Below are 22,667 nucleotides of genomic sequence, written 5' to 3' on the forward strand. Positions count from 1 at the left end.
TTGTAAAGGTCCTTAGTATTTTGTATTACTATGGTAGGTACCAATTTAAATGGTAGGTATCGTCCCACCATCTACTTTATATTCGCTGCCTGTAATCGACTTTGCTAAATCCGAAGCAAGAAATGCTACTAATTCAGCAACGTCTTCGGGTTGTCCCGGCCTCCCTAAAGGTATTCCTCCAAGTGAATCCATTAACTCCTCTAATGCTTTTTTGCGTGAACCATATTTTTCTGCTAGACGATCAATCATTCGGTCAGCTGCTTCTGTCTGAATAAAACCAGGAGCTACAGTATTCACTCTTATTCCGCTTGATGCCAATTCGTTTGACAGTCCTTTACTATAGTTGCTTAATGCTGCTTTAGCTGCGGCATAAGCAAGGGTCGATTCGTATAAAGGCAATGTTCTCTGAATAGAAGAAATATGAATAATTATACCCTTTCCTTGTTTCATCATTTCGGGGATTAATTCTCGATCCAGCCGAACGGAAGGGAATAAATTCCTATTAAATGCTTCCAACCATTCTTCCTCATTAAGAGCCAGTACCCCGCCAGCTGGCGCGCTAGAACCACCAATATTATTGATTAGAATATCTATCCCTCCTAGAAAGTCAAGAGCCCGTTCCGCCAGCAATTTTATTCCTTCAACCGATGTTAAATCAGCAGGGATAAACAAATCTGCATTGGTTTTTCCCATAGGTTCTGTCCTTGCGGAAGTAACTACGGTTGCTCCCTCTCTTTTTAACTTATCTACAATTGCTTTACCCATACCCTTAGTTCCGCCAGTTACAAGTGCTCTTTTTCCTGTGAATAATTGATTGGTCATAATGAATCTCCCTTAATTTATTAATTTGATTACAAGTTGTATACTAACAAACATAATATGACAACAATATGTCATGTTAAAAAAACTTAATCCTGCAAATAAAGTCAAAATAATTTGAGGTAAAAGAATGGCAATGAATAGATATTTTGAAATTGTTTATATCCTACTAAATAAAAAAAACATAACAGCAAAAGAATTAGCGGAGCGTTTTGAGGTGTCAACACGTACGATTTATCGAGATATAGATGCTTTGAGTGCTGCTGGAATCCCGATTTATAGCAGTCAGGGGAGAGGAGGAGGAATTTCACTCATAGATGAATTTGTTCTTAATACCTCTCTTTTGTCTGAAGCCGAACAAAATGGCATCATGATGGCACTTCAGGGATTAACAGCAACCTCTTATCCTGAAGCGGATGAATTGTTATCCAAGTTGAGCATACTTTTTAAAAAAGAAAAAAGGGATTGGATTGAAGTCGACTTTTCACCGTGGGGAAGTAAAAAAAATCAAAAAGAACTTTTCCACTTACTCAAGGAAGCGATTTTTTCCAATCGAATAATCAAATTTATATATTTCAGTGGGAATGGAACTAAACGTAGAAGAACGGTAAGCCCTAATAAATTAATATACAAAGATAAATCCTGGTATGTAAATGCTTATTGTTTAGACAATAGTGCCAACCGGACCTTCAAAGTAAATAGAATGAAAGAAGTCGTAATGACAGAAGAACTTTTTATAGCAAGCGAAATGATTAAAATTCCTTCTGATAATGAGGAAACAGGATTGGGGAATCTTATTGAAGTACAATTGAAGATTGCTGCTAGCGGTGCTTTTAGAGTTTATGATGAGTTCGAGGAAAGTGACGTCGAGATAAATTCGGATGGTTCTTATACTATTAGAGCCAATTTTCCAGATAGTGATTGGTTATTAAGTTATATTTTATCCTTTGGCAGCCATTTAAGGGGTGTAGAGCCGGAAGGTCTCCGTCAGAAAGTTACTGATGAGTTAGAAAATATGAAAAGGTACTTATTTTCGGAATAAACTAGACATAATGGTGTCAAGTTATGAATGGTATATTAGCCTTGACTAGACAATAGGAGGCTAACGAACATGATTAACTTACCAGAACCGATTGTACGATTTTATCAAATGGCAAATAATGCTGATGAGAATAATTTTAAAAGTATCTTTACACATGACGCCATAGTATTCGACGAAGGGAAGGAAATGCTAGGTCTTGAATCAATAGAAAAATGGTCGAAAGACTCCATTTTCAATCCAAAGATACATTTTAAAACCTTGTCATATAAAAAGAGAGATAGGTTTATAGTTGTTACCTCAGAGGTTGATGGGAGTTTTGATAAAACGGGATTGCCCAATCCTTTCCTTTTGGATATACATTTTAGTGTCGTAGAAGAAAAGATAAAAGAACTGATCTGTACAGACTTCAATAGCATTTAACTATTTTTTTTAATGGACTGTCTAAGAAGGTGGAGTAAAAAATGGTGATGAATACGTTACTTATCAAACTAAAAGAGCCTAGTAGTGAAAATATCAGTAAGACCAAGGAATTATTAGAGAAATTGAAAGTAAAAATACCTGATATCAGAGACCTTAAGGTAAAGATGAATAGTCGCCAATCAGAATTGTCCTACGACATGGTCCTCAATGTAAAATTTGACTCTTTAGAATCTATGGAAGCGTGCCTATTGAAAATGAAAGGATCCTTTAAAATGCAGCTAGCTGATGTTTTGTTGTCATATGGGAACATGACTCCCTCTATAAAATAACATACACCGATTAGGATAAATTGTGAAATGTGAATAAATGTACTTAAACTAACGGGTGCGTTAGCTGAAGATCGGAGCTGTCTTTAAGGCAGCTTTTTCTTTATTAAACTATCGGAGCAGGTTAGAACAATAAGTCCTATGGTATAATTCTGCTAATAGTTGAGTTTTCGGGGGTAAGTCAATGAATAATCAAGATTATTTTAATGATGAAAACTATACTGGTAATCACCTTCATGTAGATAATTGGAAATATGAGTTCACTCCATATATAGAAGCAATTGCTTGGGTAAGAAAAGACAGTCCAATGGACTTGTTTTTTAATGATTTTGCAGATGATAAGGAGTTTCAAGCGTTATTTAGTGATAAAGAATACTATTATAATGAACTTATGGGTGTATTTTTTGGTAATGTTAAAACTAATCAGGAAGTATACGAAATGTTTCGTAATTGGGTTGATGGAGTGCTATACCCATTTAGGAAGAGAGCTAAATAGAAAAGAAAGGATTTTTTCTCTCTTAATGGTTAGTTCTATTTATCATTGTATAAATGTAACCTCTTTACTAATTTCCATATTTTACACCTCCTACTTGGACGTGAATGCGTTTACATTTAAATTTGCAATGATAACGTTGTAAAATTTCCTGTTTAAATAATCAACTATATTCACCTCTTAATTTACTAAACATATTGGTGTATAATAAATAAATCCATATAAAGACGGAGATGAATGCTTTGGTTACAATTACTGATATCGCGAAGCTTGCCGGAGTTGCTAAGAGTACAGTTTCACGTTATCTAAATAATGGTTCTGTTAGTGAGGCAACGAAAAATAAAATCGAACGTGTGATAAATGAAACCAGCTATGCTCCTAATGCCTTCGCTCAAAGTTTAAAAGCAAAGAAAACTAATATAATCGGTACCATCGTACCGAGACTTGATTCGTATGCTTCTTCTCATACGTTAATTGGCATTGATGAACAATTAAGAGAACTAAATTATCAAATGCTGATCTCAAATACCGGTCAGGATTTAAATCGGGAAATTGAAAATATTTACACACTGGCTAAGCAAAAGGTTGCGGGAATGATTTTGCTTCCATCCCAAGTTACCGACGCCCATTTAGAGGCCTTCAAAGAGCTGCACTTGCCCGTTTTACTGGTTGGTCAGCAGCATGAAACAATTCACAGCATCATACACAATGATTATGAAGCAGCATATGATCTCGGAAAACATGTGCTGGAAAAAGGTCACCGTAAGATTGCTTTTTTGGGCGTAACAGGAAAAGATATTGCTGTAGGAGTCATGCGAAAAAAAGGATTTCAGCGGGCGATAGATGAAAAATCAGACTGTGAAGTAAGGTATTATGAAACAAGCTTCAGCATAACAGATGCATTAATCAATGTCCCTTCTATTATTGAAGAATTCACTCCCTCTATTATCGTATGTGCAACTGATAATATAGCGATTGGTGCTTTGAAAGCAGCTTATTTAAGAGGTTTAAAAGTCCCAGAAGACTTGTCGATCACTGGATTTGGAGGTTATGAAGTAACAGAGATGATACACCCAGGCATAACTACAGCGAAATTTTACTACAAAGAAGCAGGACAAATGGCAGCTAAAAGTATCGTAAAGCTTGTTAACGGGGAAGAATTACCAAAATTATCTCTATCAAAATATAAAATTATTGAAAGAGAAAGCGTTGACAATCGTTTACTACACCGATTATAATCAAAATGAAATCGGTTACCAAATATTTCCCCTCTAAAATGTAACCGGTTTCTGTGAATCAACTTGTTGATATTATATTTTTTTGGTTTATGTTGGAACCGGTTCCGTCACTTAATATATTCATATATTTTTTTGGATTCAAACGGAACCGGTTCCAAGTCAGCGTTTATAAACGTTTAAAAGGAGGATCATTATGAATTATAAAGAAGTATCCCAGGAAATATTGGAGGCAATCGGCGGGAAAGAAAATGTGGCAGCTGCAGCACACTGTGCGACTAGGCTCCGCTTAGCTTTACATGATGAAGATAAAGTCGATCAAGCAAAACTAGATGAGATGGATGCAGTAAAGGGAACATATTCAACTGGAGGACAATACCAGATTATTATCGGTGCGGGAACTGTTAATGAAGTATACAAAGAGTTTTCAAAGCTAACTGGACTTACTGAAATGTCGACGAAAGATGTAAAAGATGCTGGTTCGAAGAAAATGAATCCGCTTCAGCGCTTTGTAAAAATGCTTTCTGATATTTTTGTTCCTATTATTCCTGCAATTGTTGCCGGCGGTCTATTGATGGGGATTAACAACTTGCTCACCGCACCTGACTTATTTATCGCAGGGAAATCCATTGTCGAAGCTAACCCGGGATTCGCAGATTTAGCAGCTCTAATTAATACATTTGCCAACGCAGCATTTGTATTCCTTCCAATCTTAATCGGTTTCTCTGCCACACAGCGGTTTGGCGGAAATCCTTATCTGGGTGCTACACTTGGAATGCTAATGGTTCACCCTGACTTATTGAATGGTTGGGGATACGGAGGAGCCTTAGTAAGCGGTGAGATTCAGGTCTGGAATATTCTCGGATTTGAAATTGAAAAAATCGGATATCAAGGCACTGTGTTGCCGGTACTTGTTGCTTCCTTTATTTTAGCAAAAATAGAAACGTATTTGCGAAAAGTCATTCCTTCCGCACTAGACAATATTCTAACACCATTATTGACAATTTTTATTACTGGTATCTTAACGTTCACAGTAGTAGGACCGATTACTCGTGCTACAGGGAACTTATTAACAGACGGTCTCATTTTCTTATATGATGGAACTGGTTTTATCGGAGGAGCTATATTTGGACTTCTTTACGCACCAATCGTTATCACAGGTATGCATCATAGCTTTATTGCTGTAGAAACACAATTACTTTCTGATATTTCAAAAACTGGGGGCTCTTTTATTTTCGCAATTGCAGCAATGTCCAATATTGCTCAAGGTGCAGCAACCCTTGCAGTTACTTTCATTACGAAAGATAAAAAAACAAAAGGTACGGCATCTGCAGCGGGAATTTCGGCTCTTTTAGGGATTTCAGAACCTGCAATGTTCGGTGTTAACTTAAAACTGAAGTATCCATTTATTGGAGCAATTATAGGTTCAGGAGTGGCTTCTGCTTTCGTCACCTTCTTCAAAGTAAAGGCGATTGCACTTGGCGCTGCAGGTTTACCAGGGATTATTTCCATCAAAACAGATACAATTATCTTTTATATAATTGGTATGGCCATTTCCTTTGCTGTAGCCTTTATCGCAACATTCAGTTTAGCAAATCGGACAGATAAAAAAGTTGCTGCCCTTTCTCGAAAAGAAGCAGCCTAATTTATTAATATGAAAAGGGCTGTTCGAAACAAGGAACAGCCCTCTGATTTTTTAAAGGAGTCTGATCACATGGGATGGACAAAAGAACAGCGTTATCGCCGCGTTGAAGATGTTAATCAGGTAGAGCTACAAAATTTGCAAACAAGAGTAAATGAATGCACATGGCGACAAACCTTTCATATACAGCCTTTATCCGGCCTACTTAATGACCCTAATGGCTTCTCTTTTTATCATGGCGAGTACCATTTATTCTACCAATGGTTTCCACTTGGTCCTGTACATGGGTTGAAGTATTGGTATCATACGAAATCAAAAGATCTTGTTTCTTGGGAAAATGCCGGCATCGGGATCGCACCGGATGATTATTATGACAGCCATGGAGCCTATTCGGGAAGTGCTATTGAATATGAAGGAAAACTATATTTATTTTATACCGGCAACACCCGTGATGAGAATTGGCAAAGACATCCCTATCAATGTATCGCCATCATGGAGAAAACGGGACAAATTGAAAAATTGACCCATCCATTCATTCGGGACGTACCAGAAGGATATACTAATCATTTCCGCGACCCGAAAGTTTGGAGAGAAAATGATACCTTTTATGCAGTAATCGGTGCACAGCGGAAAGACAAAACAGGATGTGTCGTCCTTTATCGTTCCTCCAATCTAGTAAACTGGACATTTGAAGGAGAGTTACAAACTGACCTTGGAACTTTTGGATATATGTGGGAATGTCCAGATTATTTTGAACTGCAAAACTATGGTGTACTGATGTTTTCTCCACAAGGTTTGGAGCCCAAGGGAGACCTTTACCACAATATTTATCAATCCGGTTATGTTATTGGCAGCAAGCTAGATACAATAACCCACTCACTATCACATGGCTCTTTTCAGGAGCTTGACAGAGGCTTTGATTTTTATGCGCCGCAAACAATGGTTAATCCTGACGGAAGGCGTATCCTTGTCGGATGGATGGGCTTGCCTGAAATCGACCTACCCACAGACAAAAATGGCTGGGCGCATTGTTTAACACTGCCTAGAGAATTATCTGTTCGAAACGGCAAACTGATTCAGCGGCCAGTGCAGGAACTTCAAGCGCTACGCAGGCAGGAAACTGAAGTAAAAGGTGTTTTGAAGAACACCAAGAACATGTATGAAGATTTCAAAGGAGTATCCTATGAAATGGTATGTGAATTTGAAAACAACGATGCCGTTGAATTTGGTATTGAATTCAGGGCCGGTGATGATGAAAAAACGGTCATTAAATATGATACTGTAGAGAAAAAAGTCATTCTTGACCGCTCTTCTTCAGGTGAGACCGTTGGAGAAGCTTATGGAACAATCCGAAAATGCTTTGTGAATACCAAAAAAATTAAGTTTCATTTATTTGTAGATACCTCTTCTGTTGAGATTTTCATCAATGACGGTGAAGAAGTATTCACGAGCCGGATCTTCCCTCGTGAAAACAGAAATGAAATTCGTTTCTTTGCATTATCTGGAAGCACCACTTTTCAAGCAAAAAAATGGAGTTATGTATGAAAGCGAGAGGTAAGGTATGAGAAATTTATATGCAATCGGTGAAGTATTAATTGATTTTATCCCCCTTCAAAAAGGAATCGCACTAAAAGATGTAATGGAATTCGAGCGTGCTCCAGGAGGCGCTCCAGCGAATGTTGCTGTATCAGTTGCCAGAAATGGCGGCAATGCATCGATAATTACTAAGCTCGGAATGGATTCATTTGGGGACTTTCTTTTAGAACAATTGCAGCAAGCCGGCGTGAAAATAGATAAAATTACGAGAACGAATGAAGCCAACACAGGCCTTGCTTTTGTATCTTTGCTTGAAAATGGTGAACGTGATTTCTCTTTCTACCGCAATCCTTCTGCAGATTTGCTGCTTCATGAGACTGAAATTAACGATAGCTGGTTTGCAAACGGCGACCTCCTCCACTTCTGTTCAGTCGATTTAGTGGAAAGTCCTATGAAGCATGCACATGTGAAAGCCATTACTTCTGTAAAAGCAAAAGGCGGAATCATCAGCTTTGACCCAAATGTCCGCCTTCCGCTTTGGACTGATCCTGAAGAATGCCGGAAAACGATTTTAGAGTTTGTTCCAATGGTTCATATTGTGAAAATTTCTGATGAAGAGCTTGAGTTTATTACCGGGATTACTGACAAAGAAAAAGCAGTTTCTTCGTTATTTACTGGTGCTGTTAAAGCAGTAATTTATACAAAAGGAGCTCAAGGTGCTGAATTATATGTAAGAGGTAAAAAATACGAATCAACCGGGTATCGCGTAGGCGTACAGGATACAACAGGGGCTGGGGATGCATTTATCGGAGGCTTGCTGTATCAGTTATTAGAAAAAGACGTTCGGCAAGGAAATCTGGAAGAAGTTCTTGAACTTCATCACCAAGAAATCCTAAGCTTTGCAAACGCTAGTGGCGCTCTTACTACGACTGGAAAAGGAGCAATCTCTTCCATTCCAGCCAAAGAAGCGATTTATCAACTGCAGCAAATCGATCAATAATGGCGCCTGCCCTAAACGAAAAAGTACCGACCGATTGCTTGCTAAGTTGATAAGGACCGATTAAAAGGCCTTGGAGCTGCTGGCGTTTTGGAGGTAGGAATAACATCTAGGCAATTTTCGGACCGAAATCAGGCCAGCTAAAAGAACAAATCAAAAAAGTGATTGCTTAAGAAATTTGCTATTCAGCCAGAATATTAAAAATAATTGGAGGTATTACCTTGTTAAAAAACTTATTTGGAAAAAAAACAAAAATTTCGGAAATAAAATTAGTATCTCCAATTGAAGGAGAAATTTTAAAGCTTGAAGATGTACCGGATCCAGTTTTTTCACAGAAAATGATGGGAGATGGTATTGCTTTCTTTCCTATCGAAGGGAAGGTAGTGGCGCCGGCTGATGCAAAAGTCATCAATGTCTTCCCGACGAAGCATGCCATTGCATTGGAAACGGCAGAAGGGCTGGAAATATTGATTCATATTGGATTGGACACGGTTAACATGAAAGGAGAAGGGTTTTCCGTTTGTGTGGCAGAAGGTGACCAGGTTAAAGCAGGAGACATATTGGTCACCTACAGCCTTGAACTGGTAAAGGAAAAAGCATCAAGTACTATTACACCGATGATCATTACCAATGGAGACATAGTGACACATTTAGAGTATCACTATGGTGGACAATCTGTAGCCGGTAAAACGACCGTTCTGGTAGTTACCTTAAAATAGAGGAATGAGTAAAATAGAAGAAACTCGTTAAAAAACTAAATAACATATGACCAAGAGATGTCACCCCAGAAATGGGGTGTTTTTATTTTACCTAATTTGGTTTAATAACTTAACGGAATTGTGTTACTTTAGGTGATAATTTGCACTTATTTTAAGTGCTATTTTGCACGTATATTATTACTGCAGTTTTCCGGGGCTGCCATTTGGTGACCTTTTTGCTTAATGAACTATAGGGCAGGTTAGTGCAATATGAATAAAAAAGTAGCCCGTAGGGCTACTTTTTTATTTACTAATATTAAACCAACCTGGCGATGCTTGAATTACATTCCATAGTTTTTCTGGAATATTAAGCTGGTCAAGTTTCGATACGTCCAACTCAGAAGCGACCTCGTCTTCAAGTCCATTTGCGACCTTTTCAACCCAATCAGGATTCATAATTAACGCATGCCCAATAGCTACAAACGGTAATCCTAAATCCATAGCTTTAAGTGCATCATCTGGTGTTATCATGGAACCAGCAGCCAACACCGGTACCTTACCGTTTGCTCTTTCAAGAATCAATTCAAGCCGTGTTTTTTCATCTTGACTATCAACTGGCTTTGAAGACACATTATCTAATGAAGCATGTATATAATCTAAATTTTGTTCAATAAGGAAATCAATTAATTTATATGTGTCTTTCATACGTAATCCGTCCACTTTGGAGGATTCTTCAGGGGAAAATCGGAATCCTAAAATGAATGGTTTTGTAGCATGTTTTTCAATGACATTTTTGATTTCTTCAATAATTGCCAATGGAAAACGTAAGCGATTTTCAAGTGATCCTCCCCATTGGTCAGTCCGTTGATTTGTCGCTGGCGACCAGAAATTCTGAATTAAAAATCCATGAGCCCCATGAATTTCGATGCCATCAAATCCGGCTTCAATCGCTCTTCTCGTTGTGTCTCCAAAAGCACGTATAATCGACAGGATTTCCTCATGTGATAGTTCTCTTGTTTCTGCAGTTGTGCCCAAAGCAGTAGCCTCAGGTTGCAATCTACTCGCACTAACTACATCCAATCCAGGTAATGCTTTATTGCCTGCATGAAAAATCTGTAGTATCGCAGGAGAGCCTCCACTTTTCGCTGCCTCAGCTAATTTTCGTAAACTTGGAATAAATTCATCATTGTCCCCAGCGAATTCATTCGTAAAACCCTGTCCATTCGGTGTAACATGAGTACACCCTGTAATGACGAGTCCTACTCCATTTACTCTTTGTTTGTAATATTTTACCTCTTCATCCGAAATGGTAAGGTCGTCATTACTTGACCATGTTGTCATAGGTGCCATAACGACTCTATTCTTGATTGTTATTCCACTTCTGAATGTGAAGGATTCAAATAACTTACTGTATTTTTGATTCATCTCATTAACCTCTCTATCCTAAATTCTTCTAATGATGAAAGTTTATCTTACTGCATTATTGTTACCATGATGAGCCATCACAACTCTCCCTATTGGAAGTTCTACTTTAGTATAATTAGTTGTCGTTAGGGTAAGTCAAGCATAAATATTCACATGGTTAAACCAAGATTTTTGGATTTTCAGAATCCTTTATGATATTATTTTAGTTACAGTAACTGTAGCTAAAGGTGGGGCAGGTAAATGTTGTATTCAATGAAATATGTAGTGGAGAACTTAAATATAACGGCAAAGACACTTAGATTTTATGAAGAGCAAGGGATACTGCCAAATGTATCTCGTGATGAGAATGGTCGAAGAGTTTATTCCGAACAACATTTAGATTGGATTTCTTTTATTCGTTGTCTCAAAGAGACAGGAATGTCTCTTGCTAAGATAAAAGAATATAAGGATCTTTTTGGAGTAGGAAATGCTACCTTCTTGCAAAGACAAGAAATGTTGGTGAAGCATAAATTGGAAGTGCAGAAGAAAATTGAAGAAGACTTAAGGCACTTGGAGGAGATAAACTATAAGATAGCCATGTATGAACTTCAGAAAGAAGAGGTTAGGAAAAATCCTAATCATAACTTTAAATGTCACGGTCTGGAGATTAAGAATGTGAAGTAATGTACTTACGCTAAAGGGTGCGTTAGCTGAAGATCGGAGTTGTCTTGAAGGCAGCTCTTTCTTTATGCAACTAACGGGGCAGGTTAGCATTCCTGTAGTTCGTTATTTTTCAGCTTTGAAAAAAATAGGGCTCCTCAGTAAGATATGAGTAAGAAACCACTCTAACTCAAAACCTTAGGAGGAACCCTAATATGAAGTTTAAAATGCAAGATAAACAAAATCAACTAATAGAAAGAATTTCCGATAATCACCTTGTTGTTGGAGTGGATATTGCCCAACAATTACATGTGGCTAGAGCAGTGAATTTCCGTGGAATTGTAGTCGGAGATCCACTTGCATTTGAAAATAATGAAGATGGATTTGCTAGTATTAAAATGGATGGATAAGCTTCAAAGATTAAATAAACTGGAGGCAGCCATCGTGGGAATGGAACCTACAGGCCATTACTGGATTAATCTTTCAAAATGGCTATTTAAACAAGGAATTGAGGTAGTAACAGTAAACCCTCACTTAGTAAAAAGGAATAAAGAAAACCGTGATAATACTCAGTCCAAAAGTGATAAGAAAGATGCCCTGGTCATCGCTGATATGGTGAAGAACGGTTACTACGCCTTTGTCAGGAACACTTCAGAATCATTTGAAATACTTAGGGTCCTTATGTCTAACCGTGATGTGGTAGTTAAACGACTCGTTAGCACTATTAATCAATTAAACCGTTGGGTGGATATTGTCTTTCCCGAACTCAGGCAAGTATTTAAAGACATTACTGGTAAAGGGGCGATCGCCACACTTCGTTTATTTCCATCTCCAATGGAACTGCGTTCCCTGAAACCTCATGATGTTGTTTCAGGCTGGAAATCAATAATGAAGAGGCAGCCTGGATTAAAGAAAGCTCAATTACTTCTTCAGTTAGGTAGGAAATCTGTCGGCACAAGACAAGCACTTGAAGCGTATAAATTTCATTTGGAACAATTATTAGAGGAGTATGATCTCGCAGTCTTACAACTCGAAAGAGTGGAACAAGAGGTTAAGGATGTATTAAAACAAATACCTTTTGCCAAGAAGCTTCTTGCCATTAAGGGAATTAGTGAAATTTCTTTAGCCGGAATATTAGGTGAAGCAGGAGATCTAAGTGGTTTTTCACACGGTAATTCTTTACTTCGGCACGCTGGGTTGCATCTGGCTGAAGCAAGCTCTGGAAAGTGGAAAGGCCAAATTGTCATTTCTAAGCGAGGGCGATCCAGGCTAAGGCGTTTCCTTTACTTAGCCACCATGAGCCTTGTGATGAATAACACGGAATTTCGAGCCATTCACACCCATAATGTTAAGGTGAAAAAAATGAAGAAAATGAAATCGAATATGAAATTGGTAGGTAAGCTAGCCAGGATATTTGTTGGATTAGCACGCAGAAACGAGTCTTATTGTGCAGATAAAGTTCAAACTATAAAAACTGAACTGGTTGCGTAGTTTTAAAGGGGGATTTTTAATAGGGTTCTCGAAGGGAACCTTCAAAAACTAATTTTCATAGACTTTTTCTTTTTACGAATGTTGGCTTATTCGTAGGATTTCAAATATGTACGGAGTACCAGATTTCTTGAACAAAAGGGCACCGACCCATCAGGTTAGCATAACTGGCCTCCACCCCTTGGATAGGCATGACGAAGGAATGATAGGGCAATTGACCCGTTGAGACATGGGAGGGAAAGCCTCCAGGGGCGGCGTGGAGAATGTGCATTATATGGTAAAATGTGGAGTGTTGTACAACTCCTTTATTTCACTATGTCTTCACGAAATCTTCATGTCCTGAAATCACTCCATATAACCGTGAACTTAAATTCAAGGGTGATGAAATCCTGCGATTAAGCGAGTATTTGTGAGAAAATCGTATTAAACTGAGGGAGTTCTATAAGAAAATTATTCAACTCTTGGTCAATTGGCTCATTAAAACTAGAACATAAAGTGGTGAGTTTTGTTACAATTACTTACATTAACATAATAAGTTAAACAGCAGGAAGAGGGAATACAATGACAAATTTCATGTACATATTTTGCTTAATAGTATGGGGTCTTAATTTTATTGCGGTGAAAATTCAAGGAACACCAGTCAGTTTGGAATTATCATTAACATATCGTTTAGTTATGACAGCTTTTTTATTTTTAGTTCTTGTTTGGTTCCTTAAACCAAAGGGGAGACCACGAAGAAAGGATATCCCATTTATAACAGTGTTTGGTGTATGTAACTTTGCATTAAGTTATCTGTGCCTTTATTACGCGACTAATTTGAGCTCTGCGGCAATTGTAACATTGATCTTTTCTTTAAAAGTGATACTGACTCCGATTGCTCTCCGTGTTTTTTTAAAAGAGAAATTACATTCTCGCGTTTTACTTGGGGGAATATTAGGGGTATTTGGCGTATGTGTCATCATCTATCCGACCTTAAATAATTTTCAAGGGCTTACTGATTTAAAAGGAGTTATGATTGCTTTGTTAGGTACGATTCTTACAGCTATTGGTGATGCCAGTTCAGCAAGAAATGCTAAACTTAAGGTTGACCCTATCTATGCTAATGCTATTGGTTTTACAGTGGGCAGTGTTTTAATGGGGACAATTGTACTGTTTCAAGGACAAAAAATTATACTCCCAACAACAGTTACATATTTATCTGCTTTGCTATATTTAACTTTGATTGCTTCTTTTATGGCTTGGCTATTTTATTTAAAACTTGTAGAAAAAATTGGAGGAGCAAAAAGTGGGTATATGGTAGCGTTATTTCCAGCGATTGGAGGGGTCGCTTCTGTTTTAATTGGTGAATCAACTCTATCAGTTTTTTTGGTAGTAGGTTGCCTATCTAGCTGTATTGGAGCTGCAATTGCTTTAGGGTTTGGAATTCGTGGTCAGAATGGTAAGCTTCCTGTAAATGTTAATTAAGAATGGACTTCTTTAATAAAGCTTTTTAGCTAACAGGTTTACTTCAAAATCAGGAGCTGATCAGCAGCTCCTTTTTGAATGGAACTATCGGGGCAGGTTAGTGGATTTGCATACTAAAAGTGTAACTATTTAAACAAGAATTTGTTCTAAACCATATTGACACGTTTTGTGTATTATAGGTATAGTACATCTATAATGTGTATGAACTACTTAGTACATACACCGGAAATCAGAGGAACAATAGGAGTTGGTTGGATGAATAGGGAGGTGCTTTTTTGAAGGAGAACCAAGAATATAGAGTGCATTGGAAGTTTGTTACCTTTACATTAATAGTTGGTTTAATTGTTGCAATTTTTTCAGTTATTTCTGATAATTTAACATTTTTAGGTGACGGTATAACAGTTCTTGAATTCGTCATTTCGTATTTAGCGGTAATGATTAATTCTTTACCAATGTGGTTTATTGTAGCAATGCTTGTTGGCTATTTATTTGCGAGGAACATTAAGAAGGCTGCATTACTTGGGGCCATTTATACAATCACTGCAATTACGTTTTATTTCGTGATTAGATATTTTTATATAGATGTACCAGTAACAGTAACGATATCATTTAAAGAACTGGCGATCTCATATGTGAACTGGTATGGGGCGTCAATCATTGGTGGTATCTCTGGTGGAATTGTAGGGTTTTTAATAAAAAAAACACCTTATGTACTACTGATTTTACCTGGAGGGTTAATCTTGCAGTTGTTTGTATATGGTACAAGTAGCTGGAGTGACATCGTTGGTATTGCACAAAATGTTACCTTTTGTCTAATGATTGTAAGTATTTTTATTTATTTAGTGATTGTGAAGAGAAATGATAGAAGTCAATATTTTGGAATGTGAAGTGATGTAGTTAAACTACCATGAAAATAGACTTCTGGAATTTTGGGGAAAAGGCAATACTTAAAAAGACGCAGCTCATTGTTTTTTAAAAAAGGGGAGAGCGCCTAATTTACTGATTTATTGTAGGTAAGTGGACTGGATTAAGATGCTTCAGGTTCTTGTAATGTAACTGTGTATCCTAAACTTTCAAGTCTTCTTAGTGAATGCCGAAAAATTGATTGTTGTCTCTGCTTATCAAAGTAGTCTTCGCCTAAGTCTACATACATTTCTTTTCGAGTTAAGAGATAATAGGAGATACGTAACATGGCATGAGCGACTACTATTCCTGCTCGTTTCTTACCTTTTCGTGATGCTGTACGCCTATACAGTGCTCCGTGATAGTTTTTAGATCCTCTTACAGAATGAGCTGCTTCTGTTAATGCTGATCTCAAGTACTTGTTTCCTTTTTTTGTTTTAGCCGATTTTCTTTTTCCCGCACTTTCGTTATGCCCAGGAACTAGTCCTGCCCAAGAACACATATGAGCTGCACTTGGGAACTGTTTCTTAATATCAGTCCCAATTTCAGATAAAATTTGCTCAGCCATTCTTGTAGCTATACCAGGAATAGAGTCTAATCGTTCCACATCTTCTTGATAGGAGATTACTCTTTCCTCGACCTCTTGGTCGAGCATCTCGATTTGCTCTGTTAAAAAATCAATATGCTTTAAAATGGTTTTTAACATGAGGCGTTGATGCGAATTGATATAACCTTTAAGGGCTAGTTCTAGTTCATCTTTCTTCTTTTTCATTGTGCGTCGAGCAAAGTTTGCTAGTTTTTCAGGATTTTCTTCACCTTCGGCAATTGCGTTAAGCATGTCTCGAGCCGAAACACCCATAACGTCTGACACCACAGAACCTAGCTTAATATTTGCGCCCTCTAACACTTTTTGGATGCGATTATGTTGTCTAGCACGTTCTTCAATGATACTTCTACGGTACTGAACTAGTTCACGTAGTTCCCGTTGATTTCGATCTGGAATGTAACTAGCTTTTAGGAGTCCATGACGAAGAAGTTTGGCAATCCATTCTGCATCTTTAACATCTGTTTTACGCCCTGGCACTGCTTTCATATGTTGAGCATTCACAACTAAAAACTCAATCTCTTCAGCTTCTAATAAATTAACAATAGGTTTCCAATATACACTGGTACTCTCCATGGCAACATGTGTACAGTTATTCTGTTTAATCCAATCCACTAACTGTATTAGAAAAACAGTTTTTGTTGAAAACGTTTGAATCTCCTTTCCTTCTGGTGTCATAATACATGCAGTAATATTGTCCTTATGGACATCCATACCACACGCTCTTTCAATGACTACTTCCATTGAAAACATCCTTTCTACGGCTCTCAATATAATTGGAGGCTGGTGCAAAAACCAGAATAGGATTAATCTACCATGTGTGCTTCCCGTAAGGGAGCGACAGTCAGTGGTGCACCTTGGTCGTTGGAGTCAGACTAACGGATGGGCTCTAACGCACCATAGTTCATCGACCTTCCTCTCCCAGCCGTAGAATCAGTATTGACCGTTCTGAACCATTTTCATTCTCTGTGGTGAAGCGCTGATTTTTGCGCTTCATGGATGGCTAACGGGTGCTTTACTTTAATAAGGAAGGATGCTAAGGAAGCCTTTTTCTTATAGCACTAACGGGGCAGGTTAGTTCCATTAGAGGAATCAAATAATTAGAATAGAAATAGTAAATAAACGCAATAAGAAACCTTCAGGGGAGGAAAATAGTGAATAATTCTTGGAATAGAGTAGTATATAGAATCTGGTCTCCATTTTATGATAGAATTTTTAATTCCGGTGTTTTCTTAAAAGCTCGAAGACAAATATTTCAGGAGATACCTTTTAATAGTGGTCAAAAAGTTTTATTTGTTGGTGTAGGAACAGGTGCCGATTTGGAGTTAATTAATTCATCGGATTTGAATATAATTGCAATTGATTTTTCACCTGATATGCTAAATCGGGCAAGGGGAAAATTTAAGAACTCCTCTATTAAGTTCTTAGAAATGGATGCTCAAAACATGGAGTTTAAAAATGAAACATTTGATTATGTAGTTGCCAGTCTAATTCTTTCCGTTGTACCTGATGCAGATAAGTGCATCACAGAAATATCGAGGGTGTTAAAAAAAGAAGGGAAAATACTCATATTTGATAAATTCGTATCTAAAGATAAATTATCTTTTCCAAAAAAACTTCTTAGGCCACTAATTAAAGCATTAGGAACAGACATTGGATTGAATTTTGAAAAGCTGTTCAGTAATAATAATACACATTTAACGATAGATGAAGATAAATCTGTAATGATGAATGGAATGTATAGAAAAATAATACTTAGTAAAAAAAATAGTTAATTGTGTTTCTTCAACTAACGGGTGCTTTACTTCAATAAGGGAGGTTGCTTAGGCAGCCTTTTTCTTATGGAACTAACGGGGCAGTTTAGTTGAAGAAGATAACGGTTCAGGAATCCCAATAAATGGTGTATTATGTTAGCATTAGGAAGCAAAAATGGCTATAGAGAAGGTGGGGAATATAAGGATAGATTGATTATAAAAGAAGTATTTTCAGGATGTATGAGCTTCGTTTCGAAGTTTTCTTTATTTGGAGGTAATTAAATGAGGAAAAGTCCCGTTTTATTAGTACTTATAATTTTTTCACTTTTAATAGGATGCAAAGAAACCGTAAGTATTAACCACAATTATAAGTTTTACGGTGAAGGAACACATTGGAAGGTAACTTTAAATTTTATAGGTAGAGGAAGTACATCTTCCCATTATGATGAACACCAAAAAGATTTTGTACTTGAATATAAAGGGGAATATTCGGAAATCTCCAATTCAATTGTAAACTATTCCTATAAGTCAAGTGGTGGGCAGGAAGGTGGGTCTGAAAGCCCTCCTGGTACAAAGTATATTCGAACGAATGAAGAAGGTAGTGGTGGTGATATACAAAGAAAAGAGGAAGTAATTAAGGTAATTGTTAAGTGGAATGGTAAAGAAGAAATTATACCTATGAAAATACAAAATGATAAATAATAAGAGTGTTCCATATTGAACTACAGGTGCGTTAACTGAAGATCAGAGCTGTCTTTAAGGCAGCTCTTTCTTTATGCAACTGAAGGGGCAGGATAGTTTACTAAGGCATAACTATTGAGTTTAGCTAAAGGATAAGGAGTAAACAGAAATATGAGGTGAACCTTGTTGGCTCATAATCCAATGGTTCATTACGTTCGGAAGAGACTTGAATAAAATATTAATCTAAAAAAAAGCCCAAATTTGGACTTTCTTATGTTAATACCATTCTCCTTTTGCTATTAAAAATACTTTACCCCCTACAAGGATTTGAATGGAATTTTGGGAATTTTCAGCTTGTATATTTAAAATAGATGGTCTTCCCATTTGAAATCCTTGTTCAACTCTGTACACTATATTTTCACTTTCAAAAAAGTTATGTGCGATAAGGTATCCAGCAAGATTTCCGTTTGCACTTCCAGTCGCAGGATCTTCAGGGAATCCTGTGTCATCTAAAAATACTCTTACATTTAAATCACTTTCTTTTAGTTTGGTTTCAGGAGTAAAGACAAGGATATTTGCTTTTATAACGTTATCAATGAAATTTTGATAATTATTATGATTGATCTTGCAACGATTTACAGCATCCAATGAACAAAGAGGAACAATTACTGCTGGTAATCCAGTTGATACAATTTGAATTGGATAACGGGAATCAATATCTTCATTTGGTATCTGTAATATTTCGGTGAAAATATCTTGATCAGGAATAATCATTCCTAATTCGGGTGGGTTTTGCTTCATTATTAATTGTTCACCTTCAATATTTACAGGTATTTGTCCTACTTTAAGGTTTAGAGTTATTTGTTTACTTTCATTGTTTTCTAAAACTTTCTGAATGATAAATGCTGTTCCTAATGTTGGATGACCAGCAAAAGGAACCTCTACATCAGGAGTAAATATTCGAACATCGTACCCTCCGTTGTCTTGTTTGCCAGATAAAATAAATGTTGTTTCATTAAAGTTTATCTCTCTTGCAATCTTTTGCATTTCTTCAGTAGATATTGTTCTCGAGGGAATAAGTACAGCTAATTGGTTACCTTGATATTTTTCTTCTGCGAATACATCAACAATATAAAAATCCATAAATATTACAACTCCTAATTTTTATTTTTAGAATATTATATCATTTCTTATGGAACTAACGGGGCAGCATTCCTGTTAGAAGGATGTTCGAGGTCTTGAAAGAAAAAGAGCCCTCTTGTATGATGCATGAGTGTCAACGACCATTGACCCAGCATCAAACAAGGAGGACTTCTCTATGCAGTTTAAATGGAATGAAAAAATTAATCAAGTTATTGAAAATACACTCGTTGTTGGTATGGATATTGCCAAGCGTGTTCATTACGCTTGTTTTGTTGATGAACGAGGGCGCGTGATAGAAAAAGCCTTCGCAGTACATCAATCAAAAGAGGGCTTTGAACACCTGTATGAAAAGATTCGTCAAACGATGAAGGAAGCTAAGAAAACAGAAGTAATTGTTGGAATTGAGCCAACAGGCCACTACTGGATGAACTTAGCTAATTTCTTAGATCATTACGGCATACCACTAGTCATGGTGAATCCAATGCATGTCAAACGATCGAAGGAACTGGAAGATAATTTACCGACAAAGAACGATAAAAAAGATGCATTAGTCATCGCTCGTTTATTGAAAGATGGGCGTTTTAGCTATCCACGTTTATTAAAAGAAGTAGAAGCAGAACTTCGTATCGGATCTACTCTTCGTTCAAAGTTAACGGAAGATTTAGCGAGTATTAAAAACCGGATCATTCGTTGGCTTGATCGTTATTTTCCCGAGTTTACTCAAGTCTTTCCGGCTTTCGGAAAGATGGCTCTAGCTACATTGGAAATGACTCCGTTGCCACAGGATATCGATGGAAAAAGTGCTGAGGAGCTTGTCTTTCTTTACCGTAAGGTAAAGGGAATGAGAGCCCCACAGCTACCAAAAGAAAAGCTACTCATTGAAGCAGCGACGAACTCAATTGGACTGACAGAAGGGACACAGATGGCCCGACATGAAATTGCCACGCTCCTGCGTCAGTATCGCTTACTAGAAAACGAAATTGAATCTGTGAATAGTCAATTATCCGAAATGGCCCAAACAACTATGGAATATGAGCTGCTGGCTTCAGTTCCTGGATTAGGAGATGCGACCATTGTTGATTTGCTTTCAGAAGTTGGAAGCTTTTCACTTTATGAAAATCCACGCCAATTTATTAAACTAGCGGGATTAACATTACGGGAAAACTCATCTGGTCAACATAAGGGACAAAAACATATCTCCAAACGAGGAAGAAAGCGACTTAGATATATTCTTTTCAAAGTAATAGTACCACTCATTCGTCACAACGAGGGGTTTAAACAGCTTCATGAATATTACACAACACGCCAACAAAATCCCTTACGCGGAAAGCAATCGATGGTGGTACTCTGTGGTAAATTGTTGAAAGTATTGCATGGTATTTGTAAAAAGAAAGTCCATTTTAATGAGCAGAATATGATGAAGGATCTCTACTGCCTCTCAGAGGCAGCGTAAGCATTTCTAACTATCGATTTATAACAAGAAGGATGACACGGAGAAGCCAGCAACATTACTAAACTAAGACCAAGAGTCCCCGGGGCAGCTTAGCAGGCCTCTGCCTTATGAATAGACCGAACGAAGGAATGTAAGCGCAAATGACGCTAAGAGACATGGGAGGGTACGTCATCATAAGTTTCGCAGAGATCTATAGTGCATCACATAGTGGAGAAAATAGCTAATGATTTCCATTAGTTTTAGCGAAGCGTACGCTCGATTTAGTAATAAAAACCAGAATTTCAATACTCTGTTTAAAAGTAGAATGAAAAAATAATTCCCCTAATATACCGAGTGGTGCAAACCGTTGATACATCAATATTTATAGAGGGAGTTTAGTTTAATAAGCCAATATAAATAATAAAATCGTATTGTATACGTTATATATGGAAAAGGGACTGGCGAGATTAACAGTCCCTTTTTCTTTTATTAAACGGTAAAGTTATTAGTTTAAGTTTAGGAAACTATACCCGTAGGCTGCACCAATAGCAAATACCAAAGTCCAAAACGCAAGGCTAACAGTCATCCATCCAATAACCCGTTTTCTAGAAGCACCAAAAATTAACGCAAAAATAGCTGCAATATCAGTCCCTACAAAAATAGGAGCAATAATAGCTAAACCAGGAATCCCGTATTTTTCCCAAATGGCTCTGGTTCTGGTTTCCTTTTTAGTTGCTCCGTTAATCCCTTTTTTCTTTCTTCTTTCAATTCTCCATTTATTTATCTGCTTAAAAAAGATTCCTAGCAACAGGATTAATAAGAAATTACCTATAAAAGCAGTTATACCAACTGCTGTTGGTGGCAACCCCCATAAGACACCTAAAGGAACAATAAACGATACATCCATCCAGGGAGCTACTCCCAGTAAAAACAATATAATTAACTGCCACATTATATTTGCTTGTTCTGCCCATTCAAACATAGGTAGTTTCCTCCAATGGTTAAAATTGTTTAAATTTCCTTATCGACAACCAATAAATGATATATTGACCTATCCCTAAAACACCCAGCAATAATAGAGTCATAAACTTAATATTCGATAGGGCAAAGCAAAGTCCGACAATTAATGGCAGAGCATATGAGTAATAGATATAAACGCTACGGCAAGCCTTATAGGTAACCCATTGCTGCCCTTCGTCCATTTCCCGAAATTCTGGAGGTATTGCCCCCAAGTATTTAATCTTACTTTCGGGATATTTACGATTATTTAATTGGATTAAGGAAACCCAGACCAAAGTGAAAGCCATTAAAATTAAGAGACAAACTCGTACTAGAGATTGATTATTTTCGGAACCAATCATCGATATAAACAAAAACCCTAAAATCAATAGATATGAGAACATTGGAATAAAAGGTGAACGCAATATTTTTGGTAGCATTATTATCATCCCTTCCTATTTCAAATAAAAGACTTCTTCAACCTGAACCTCAAATGCTTTGGCGATTTTTAAAGCCAATGCAACGGAGGGTGCATAATCTCCTTTTTCAATTAAGCCGATGGTTTGTCGTGTTACCCCAATCTTCTTAGCCAAATCATCCTGTGTCCATCTAAATCGCGCACGTAATTCACGAACTCTATTTTCAAGCATTTGATTATCCCTTTCCAAAAGTTGGTTATTTATAATGTAATATTTTATTGTCGAAATGTAAAGGATTGTTTGCATTTAGTAACAAATAATTGCGAAAAATATAGGTACTCGTTGTTGATTTGAAATAAAGTCGTATCGTTTGTAAAAAAGATGTACCGTTTAAAATAAAGTTATACCGTTTATAAAAAAGTTGCACCGTTTTACCCCTTTAGATGAAATTATCTATAGGGGTTTTTTATGTCTAAAAGATGAAGAACATTTGAAGCTAATAAAGGAA

General features: G+C 37.1%; 22 protein-coding genes and 1 pseudogene. 16 read left to right on the forward strand and 7 right to left on the reverse strand.

From position 1 onward, the window contains the following. Window positions 1-45: 45 nt before the first annotated feature. Window positions 46-822 (reverse strand): SDR family oxidoreductase, encoded by a 777-nt coding sequence (locus QNH43_RS10020; protein WP_283917700.1) that lies wholly within the window; start codon window positions 820-822, stop codon window positions 46-48. 127 nt (window positions 823-949) lie between these two features. On the opposite strand from QNH43_RS10020, the gene QNH43_RS10025 reads away from it, so the two are divergent. The 9 genes from QNH43_RS10025 to QNH43_RS10065 all read left to right on the forward strand — a co-directional run bounded on the left by QNH43_RS10025 (window position 950) and on the right by QNH43_RS10065 (window position 9,229). Next, entirely contained in the window at window positions 950-1,861 is a 912-nt protein-coding gene (locus QNH43_RS10025; protein ID WP_283917701.1) for a helix-turn-helix transcriptional regulator, read from the forward strand. Between the two features lie 69 nt (window positions 1,862-1,930). Then, the gene (locus tag QNH43_RS10030; RefSeq protein ID WP_283917702.1) at window positions 1,931-2,281 is read left to right on the forward strand and encodes a hypothetical protein; all 351 of its coding nucleotides are present in this window, start codon (window positions 1,931-1,933) and stop codon (window positions 2,279-2,281) included. 41 nt (window positions 2,282-2,322) lie between these two features. Continuing rightward, complete coding sequence (locus QNH43_RS10035) at window positions 2,323-2,610, forward strand: Dabb family protein (RefSeq protein WP_283917703.1); 288 nt, start codon at window positions 2,323-2,325, stop codon at window positions 2,608-2,610. A gap of 181 nt (window positions 2,611-2,791) precedes the next feature. Further along, window positions 2,792-3,103 carry a hypothetical protein gene (locus QNH43_RS10040; RefSeq protein WP_283917704.1) on the forward strand — a complete coding sequence of 104 codons (312 nt, stop codon included), beginning with the start codon at window positions 2,792-2,794 and terminating at the stop codon, window positions 3,101-3,103. A gap of 239 nt (window positions 3,104-3,342) precedes the next feature. Then, a complete protein-coding gene (locus QNH43_RS10045; protein WP_283917705.1) occupies window positions 3,343-4,338 on the forward strand; it encodes a LacI family DNA-binding transcriptional regulator in 996 nt (331 codons plus the stop codon). A gap of 193 nt (window positions 4,339-4,531) precedes the next feature. Beyond that, window positions 4,532-5,980: a sucrose-specific PTS transporter subunit IIBC gene (locus QNH43_RS10050; RefSeq protein ID WP_283917706.1), complete on the forward strand. Its 1,449-nt coding sequence runs from the start codon at window positions 4,532-4,534 to the stop codon at window positions 5,978-5,980. 69 nt (window positions 5,981-6,049) lie between these two features. After that, complete coding sequence (locus tag QNH43_RS10055) at window positions 6,050-7,522, forward strand: sucrose-6-phosphate hydrolase (RefSeq protein ID WP_283915929.1); 1,473 nt, start codon at window positions 6,050-6,052, stop codon at window positions 7,520-7,522. A gap of 16 nt (window positions 7,523-7,538) precedes the next feature. Next, entirely contained in the window at window positions 7,539-8,513 is a 975-nt protein-coding gene (locus QNH43_RS10060; RefSeq protein ID WP_057277268.1) for a carbohydrate kinase family protein, read from the forward strand. 218 nt (window positions 8,514-8,731) lie between these two features. Further along, window positions 8,732-9,229, forward strand: a complete 498-nt coding sequence (locus QNH43_RS10065) for a PTS sugar transporter subunit IIA (protein ID WP_251437939.1) — start codon at window positions 8,732-8,734, stop codon at window positions 9,227-9,229. Between the two features lie 282 nt (window positions 9,230-9,511). Here QNH43_RS10065 and QNH43_RS10070 read toward each other — a convergent pair whose 3' ends face one another. Further along, entirely contained in the window at window positions 9,512-10,633 is a 1,122-nt protein-coding gene (locus QNH43_RS10070; RefSeq protein ID WP_283917707.1) for an NADH-dependent flavin oxidoreductase, read from the reverse strand. A gap of 240 nt (window positions 10,634-10,873) precedes the next feature. Between QNH43_RS10070 and QNH43_RS10075 the strand changes: the two genes are divergently transcribed. The 4 genes and pseudogenes from QNH43_RS10075 to QNH43_RS10090 all read left to right on the forward strand — a co-directional run bounded on the left by QNH43_RS10075 (window position 10,874) and on the right by QNH43_RS10090 (window position 15,111). Next, window positions 10,874-11,296 carry a MerR family transcriptional regulator gene (locus QNH43_RS10075; protein ID WP_283917708.1) on the forward strand — a complete coding sequence of 141 codons (423 nt, stop codon included), beginning with the start codon at window positions 10,874-10,876 and terminating at the stop codon, window positions 11,294-11,296. Between the two features lie 191 nt (window positions 11,297-11,487). Further along, window positions 11,488-12,763 (forward strand): annotated as a pseudogene (locus QNH43_RS10080) (IS110 family transposase). A gap of 558 nt (window positions 12,764-13,321) precedes the next feature. Continuing rightward, window positions 13,322-14,224 (forward strand): DMT family transporter, encoded by a 903-nt coding sequence (locus QNH43_RS10085; protein ID WP_283917709.1) that lies wholly within the window; start codon window positions 13,322-13,324, stop codon window positions 14,222-14,224. A 275-nt stretch (window positions 14,225-14,499) separates the two neighbouring features. Next, on the forward strand, window positions 14,500-15,111 hold the full coding sequence (locus QNH43_RS10090) for a hypothetical protein (RefSeq protein ID WP_283917710.1): 612 nt from the start codon (window positions 14,500-14,502) through the stop codon (window positions 15,109-15,111). A gap of 140 nt (window positions 15,112-15,251) precedes the next feature. Here the strand turns inward: QNH43_RS10090 and QNH43_RS10095 are convergent, their stop codons facing one another. Continuing rightward, a complete protein-coding gene (locus QNH43_RS10095) occupies window positions 15,252-16,475 on the reverse strand; it encodes an IS110 family RNA-guided transposase (RefSeq protein WP_283917711.1) in 1,224 nt (407 codons plus the stop codon). Between the two features lie 410 nt (window positions 16,476-16,885). Between QNH43_RS10095 and QNH43_RS10100 the strand changes: the two genes are divergently transcribed. Then, window positions 16,886-17,506: a class I SAM-dependent methyltransferase gene (locus QNH43_RS10100; RefSeq protein ID WP_283917712.1), complete on the forward strand. Its 621-nt coding sequence runs from the start codon at window positions 16,886-16,888 to the stop codon at window positions 17,504-17,506. Between the two features lie 261 nt (window positions 17,507-17,767). Further along, window positions 17,768-18,187: a hypothetical protein gene (locus QNH43_RS10105; protein ID WP_283917713.1), complete on the forward strand. Its 420-nt coding sequence runs from the start codon at window positions 17,768-17,770 to the stop codon at window positions 18,185-18,187. A gap of 255 nt (window positions 18,188-18,442) precedes the next feature. Here the strand turns inward: QNH43_RS10105 and QNH43_RS10110 are convergent, their stop codons facing one another. Then, window positions 18,443-19,309, reverse strand: coding sequence for a PhzF family phenazine biosynthesis protein (locus QNH43_RS10110; protein WP_283917714.1), 867 nt, complete (start codon window positions 19,307-19,309; stop codon window positions 18,443-18,445). A 175-nt stretch (window positions 19,310-19,484) separates the two neighbouring features. Between QNH43_RS10110 and QNH43_RS10115 the strand changes: the two genes are divergently transcribed. Further along, window positions 19,485-20,762, forward strand: a complete 1,278-nt coding sequence (locus QNH43_RS10115) for an IS110 family RNA-guided transposase (protein ID WP_283917715.1) — start codon at window positions 19,485-19,487, stop codon at window positions 20,760-20,762. Window positions 20,763-21,246: 484 nt separating this feature from the next. Here the strand turns inward: QNH43_RS10115 and QNH43_RS10120 are convergent, their stop codons facing one another. The 3 genes from QNH43_RS10120 to QNH43_RS10130 are packed head-to-tail and all read right to left on the reverse strand — an operon-like array spanning window position 21,247 to window position 22,390. Further along, the gene (locus tag QNH43_RS10120; protein ID WP_096341184.1) at window positions 21,247-21,723 is read right to left on the reverse strand and encodes a small multi-drug export protein; all 477 of its coding nucleotides are present in this window, start codon (window positions 21,721-21,723) and stop codon (window positions 21,247-21,249) included. A gap of 19 nt (window positions 21,724-21,742) precedes the next feature. Beyond that, complete coding sequence (locus tag QNH43_RS10125) at window positions 21,743-22,180, reverse strand: hypothetical protein (protein ID WP_283917716.1); 438 nt, start codon at window positions 22,178-22,180, stop codon at window positions 21,743-21,745. A 15-nt stretch (window positions 22,181-22,195) separates the two neighbouring features. Further along, window positions 22,196-22,390, reverse strand: coding sequence for a helix-turn-helix transcriptional regulator (locus QNH43_RS10130; protein WP_096341182.1), 195 nt, complete (start codon window positions 22,388-22,390; stop codon window positions 22,196-22,198). Window positions 22,391-22,667 lie beyond the last annotated feature (277 nt).

The organism is Peribacillus simplex, assembly GCF_030123325.1.
Classification (GTDB): Bacteria; Bacillota; Bacilli; order Bacillales; family DSM-1321; genus Peribacillus; species Peribacillus simplex_D.